This is a genomic window from Thalassobacter sp. (assembly GCF_982993085.1).
In genome coordinates, this window is sequence record NZ_CEZFMW010000165.1 from 1 (window position 1) to 5093 (window position 5093).

A 5093-nucleotide genomic window follows, 5' to 3' on the forward strand; every position below is an offset into this window, starting at 1 on the left:
TCACCGCAGAGCAACCGATGCTTGCCGAGCAACCAGAGATCGCCAGAGCGGCTGATTGGGGTCTCGGGGGCCTCGGGAACATCGTCCTCGCCCTCGCTGGATGCTGTTTCAGGGTCGACCTCACCGGCCAGCAACGCCTCAAGCTCGGCATCGTCGAATCCGATGAGCGACAGGTCGTAGTCCTCGGCCAGCAGCTCGTTCAGTTCGGAAGAGAGAAGCAGTTCGTCCCACTCCGCCCAGTTTGCCGACTGGTTGGCCAGCAGGCGGAACGCCTTAATCTGGGTCTCCGACAACTCGTCCGCGAGGACAACGGGCACGGTGTCGAGACCGAGCACACGCGCTGCCTTCAGCCGGAGATGCCCATCTACCACCAGCCCGTCGCTGCGCGCGACGATCGGGATGCGGAAGCCAAATTCCGTGATGGCCTGCGCCATCCGGTCGACCACGTCGTCGTTCTTGCGCGGGTTGCGCTCATATTCGACGAGGCGGCCGATGGGCCATTGTTCAAGCTGTAGCGCGTTGGCAGACATGGGCGGATCTCTTTAGCAGATGCAGGGTCACCGTTCGGCGCGCATGGATGCTGCAGAACAGGACGAGCTTGGTGACGGGCAATGGCGGGTCGACCGCCTCAACATCGTGAAACACCGCTTCCACCCGCTTGTGGCAGGCGCGGCAAAGCGGAATCAGATTGGTTTGCGAATTGTCCCGCGTGAGGCGAAACGGAATAATGTGGTGCACCTGGAGGTGCTGCCCGCTGCCGCACATGGCGCAGAACGGGGTTCGACGCAGGGCCTCCCGGCGTATCGTCTTCCAGCGTGAGCCGCGCCCGCGGATGCGCGGCGTCCGGCACAGATGGCGTTCATAGCAGGGCCGCGAACAGAAGCGCGCGCTGGAATTGGTGCGGTCGGACAGAACTGACCGAGGCACCCGAAATTTGCTTCGACAGGTCGCGCAGGTGCGCGTGGTGGACTTGGCGTCGCTCAAGCAGATGCGGCTGCAATATTTCTGCTGGCTGCTTGGCGGGGTTCCAAATCGCTTGCCGCAATGGCGGCACGTTTCATGGTTGCGAGTGGCGGTGCGCTGCTCGCGTCCATTGTCCAAAGCTGACCGGCCAGCGCATGCGCGACATCGCGGCGCTGGATTATCGGCTCTGACGTCTTCCTGTTTTCCGCAGGTTGCACAGGTGCGCGTACGCATCGTCCGTGCCCTTGCCTTGACCGGAACGGCCTTGTTTAGCGGGTGCGACAGCGGCTCGCCTCAATGGGGTGGACCCCTGGGTTCCGGATACCAGCAACCAGCTTGACTCCACGAAGGGTCCAGTGGCGGCCAAGGCATCCAGCTCCAAGGGTTTGTTTAATTGTGGTTTTTGTCAGATCACGGGTGGATACCCGCTGGGGTGGCTTCCCAAGAAACCAGCCCTATCACTAGCGATATTGCGCGCCTTGCCCCCCCGTATACGTTTGGGGCCAGGAAGGACCCGTGAATTCAGTGGGTTAGCGCGCTGGATGCCAGCTGGACCCCTAGCTGGAAACCAGAAACCAGCGAAGTATCCACCAACAAAAACGGGGAGAGCCGTCTTCCAACGCACTCTCCCCATTATGCCCTACGGATAGCACGAAACTGTTGCATGTGTCGAACATAAAAGTGTTGCAACATATTGGAGTCGTTCAGACATTCAGGCGCGACGCGATCTTGGTCAGTGCGAGCTTGTGCTTGCGCCATGCCGTTGTGCGGTCAACGCCAAGTTCACCGCTGATCTGCTTCCAAGGCACACGCGCCGCCCGAGACCAGATCAGCTTGCGCTCGGCCTCGTCAATCCAAAGCACCCAATCGAAGGTCTGCTCAAGACGAGTGATCGACGCCGCCGACGGCCAGACCCGCATCGGCTGCGGTTCCATGGCAGCGATCTCTCGGCTGGTCCGCGCAATGTCGGGCCAAGCATTGAAGTACCCCTTCGCCTTGACCGGTGGCAGCTTGCGCAGCGTGCGGAACGCTTCTTCGAAATGATCCGCGACATCGTCGGCGGTCCAGGTCTTTTTCTCACCCATGGCGCACCTCCCCGGTGGGGCGTGGCCCATATAGTTTTGTGCCCAATTGTTCGACCAATTCACGTTCCGGCCAGGTCAGGCGCTGATCTTCGATGCTGACAGCCAGCACACCCTGTTCGTGCCAACCGTCCCGTTTGACCTGATCGGGATCACGGCGGTGTCCGCCATAGCCTTTGGGGGTAAACCTCATGCCACACCTCCCCGGGTCTCTATGGCCCAGTGCAGGATGGCGATAGCGTCCGCCTCATTGTCATCCGCCGGGCTGAACCCACGCGCCCGTGCGGCGGCGATCATGGCGTCCTTGTTGGCGTTGCCCTTGCCGGTGGCGTGATGCTTGATCGTGCCCACCGGCACGCCCGCATAGGGAATGCCCCTTAGCTCGCCCCAGCTTGTCAGTGACGCCATGAGGCCTCCATAGACATGGGCCGCGTCAGTACCAGCGTGGCGGCGAACTTCCTCAAACCAGATCGTTGCAATCGGTCCAGACAGCCGATCGAGTTCGGTTAGCCAGTTGGTGAACCTCAGATAACGCATACCACCGCCATCGTAGCGGCCGGGCTTGAAGCTGGCGGTGCCGCTGGTGATCAGGCCGTCAAAGCCACGGATGGCCCAGCCGGTGGTCGTGCCTAGATCAAGCGCAAGTATGCAGCGCGGGGTTTGTTTGGGTTGGGTCATGCAGACCTCCTCTTCGATTTGATGAGCAAGGCGAGAGGGCTGGCCGGTGAAGGCTGCGGTCTCGCCAGGCCCCGAAGGGTGGTCTGGTCAAGTCAGGCGCAGGGCGACGAGGTCGCCCGGCAGATCTTTCAAAACATTCAGGGAGGGCTCTTGAAAGATTTCCGCCCCTAAGTCGTTGTCCTGTATGTATAATATATAATCTTTCAATTATTCAATATTTCAATACGTACCTCTCTCCTAATATTTAAACGCGCGCGTACACGCATAGGGAGAAGGGGTCCTCTTGAAAGATTGAAGGATTTGAAAGATTTCTTTTGTCCGTTTTAAATCATGGCTTTATCCCCAATACCTGCTTCAAAATCAGCTTCAGTGGGTTTGAAGGATCTCCCGTCACCCGCCAAACCGCGCGAGCCTGTACACCATGGCCTGCTTGGTCGATGAGCCGCGCATGCCCGTCGTGACATCCCCGCTTTCGATCAAGGTCAGCAGGATCTCATCACGGTCACGCGACTTGAGCCATTGTGAGGCGCGCGTGATTTCGGATTTGGCGATGCCTTTCGCACCTGCCGCTCGAATGATCTCCTTCAACCGCTTGAGATGCGCTTCCGTCTCGGTGTCCGCGACATGGCGTTCAACAGCCTCCATGGTCCGCCGCGCATAATAGCGCACAAAATCGATCGCCCAGTCTGCTGCCGACAGATTGATCTCAGGGTTTGTCGGATCGCGCCCAACCGCCACAATCAGCGCCAGTTTCAACGCGTTCTCCCCAATTCGGGCCAGGATCGCCGTGAAGGCTGTTCCGCTTGCCGCGCGCAACTCACCCGTAAGCTCTGCGCTGAGCAGCCGAAACCGGGCCCGTGCCTCCTCAGTCATGGGCACGATAGTCGGGTTCACAGCTGTGTTCTGATCGGCTGCCTTGCCCGCAAGATTGCCTTTCTGGTGCCCACCCCCGGAGGCCACGCGTTGCAACCCTGCGATCAGCGCGGGATCGGCCTGGCGCATGCCCACGGCGACGTTCTCGTCCGGATAGTCCTCATCACTGGGCAGGATCAGGAAACGCGCAAGCGAGCCATCGACGACGTTTGCGCCCTGCAATGCGCCCCAGAAGTGCAAAGGCGTCGTAGTGCCATAGACACTGAGGCAGGGTTGATTGATATCCCGCCGCTCGTTTGTGCCATCCCGGTTGGCATATTCCGCACCAAGAAATATACCACCCGCTGAGGTGAAGAGCTCTGTCATGTTGTCCAATATCTCAGTTATGTGGCGCGGACTGCGCTTGCGATCAGCGGCGGCCGCCAAAAACATGCCAAACTCGTCGATCTGGAAGAGGATCGCAGGCTGGCGGTGCAGCGCGGTCAAAAGCCCCGCGCCGGAGGCGATCTTGTTGCCACCGAGATGATGGGCCAGCCCCGCCTCGAAAAAGACCTCGTTGATGATCTCGCGGGCGTGGTTCTTGCCTGATCCGCTATCTGCAATGCCCACGACATACAGGTTCGAGCGCAGGTTACTCTCGGTGCGATACTGCCGTCCCATGAGCGCACCAATCGCGCAAAGGCTAGCACCGAGTGACAACAACGGCTGAGGACGCCGGGCTGTCGACAGCATGTAATCGGTCAAATCACCCACTAATCCATCCGGTATGGCCAGCGTGAATGTCGAGGTGGCCGAAGGTTCCTCATTACCCTCGTAATGCCCTCCCAGCTTCGACAAGAGATCCGCCGCAGGATGCTGTTCATCGCGGGCCGTCGATCCATCAAAGCGCAGTGATGCATCAGCTTGCCAGCCGCGCTCCATGGCAAGGTGGTAGATCGTGCCCGCGCCAATCCGGTCGGGCTTGAAACTGGCCCAGGCTTTTACCGTGGCTGCAGGCACATCCTTTGCCGCCTGCGCTGACCAGCCGGCAAAGATATCGCCCCCGGCCTCACCAAGTGCCCCCTTCAGCGCCATTCCAATCCGCACCCAGCTGTCATAATCCAACTCTGCATTGGGCAGCCATTTCAGCGCGGCCTCAATGGCAGGCGATGTCCCCATCTGGCTATGGGCCTGCAGGTGCTCCGTGGCAGGTGATCCTGTCGCAAGGCCACGTTGCCGCAGATGTTCGGGCAACAGCGCATAGGCCTCGTCAAGAAAGGCGCGCGCCATCTCTGCGGTAATCTCAGGCAGCTCCGTGATATCGAGATCAGCCAGCCCCTCCTCTGGCCAGGCATAGGGCGCGCCAGTGTCCGGGTGGTTGGCATAGGCCACGAACTGCTGCCCCAGGCAAAGCACCTCCAGCGGATGACGTTTGATGCCCCTGAAAGGGGTTGCAGTGCGATAGTGCGTATTTCGCGGAAGCTGGGCAGTGATTTCGCGCGATCTCGGGCACGCGTT

Annotated in this window: 6 protein-coding genes; all 6 read right to left on the minus strand. The window is 60.2% G+C overall.

Features of this window, described 5'->3' with window-relative positions:
- The coding region (locus tag AC4GMC_RS17015; protein ID WP_487878197.1) for a ParB N-terminal domain-containing protein at positions 1-530 on the minus strand (530 nt) is incomplete at its 3' end.
- Complete coding sequence (locus AC4GMC_RS17020; RefSeq protein ID WP_487878196.1) at positions 505-984, minus strand: HNH endonuclease; 480 nt, start codon at positions 982-984, stop codon at positions 505-507. The genes AC4GMC_RS17015 and AC4GMC_RS17020, both read right to left, overlap by 26 nt.
- Positions 985-1667: 683 nt before the next feature.
- A complete protein-coding gene (locus AC4GMC_RS17025; protein ID WP_058243153.1) occupies positions 1668-2048 on the minus strand; it encodes a DUF6362 family protein in 381 nt (126 codons plus the stop codon).
- On the minus strand, positions 2041-2238 hold the full coding sequence (locus AC4GMC_RS17030) for a hypothetical protein (protein ID WP_487880446.1): 198 nt from the start codon (positions 2236-2238) through the stop codon (positions 2041-2043). Before AC4GMC_RS17030 ends, AC4GMC_RS17025 begins: the two co-directional genes overlap by 8 nt.
- A complete protein-coding gene (locus tag AC4GMC_RS17035) occupies positions 2235-2723 on the minus strand; it encodes a crossover junction endodeoxyribonuclease RuvC (RefSeq protein WP_173507338.1) in 489 nt (162 codons plus the stop codon). Before AC4GMC_RS17035 ends, AC4GMC_RS17030 begins: the two co-directional genes overlap by 4 nt.
- Positions 2724-3113: 390 nt before the next feature.
- Positions 3114-5093: DUF3987 domain-containing protein (locus tag AC4GMC_RS17040; RefSeq protein WP_487878194.1), on the minus strand; the 1980-nt coding region annotated here is incomplete at its 5' end.

Excerpts from the sequence above, each read along its gene's own strand:
- AC4GMC_RS17025 (WP_058243153.1), bottom strand. The coding sequence starts at position 2,048 with ATGGGTGAGAAAAAGACCTGGACCGCCGACGATGTCGCGGATCATTTC.
- AC4GMC_RS17030 (WP_487880446.1), bottom strand. The coding sequence starts at position 2,238 with ATGAGGTTTACCCCCAAAGGCTATGGCGGACACCGCCGTGATCCCGAT.
- AC4GMC_RS17035 (WP_173507338.1), bottom strand. The coding sequence starts at position 2,723 with ATGACCCAACCCAAACAAACCCCGCGCTGCATACTTGCGCTTGATCTA.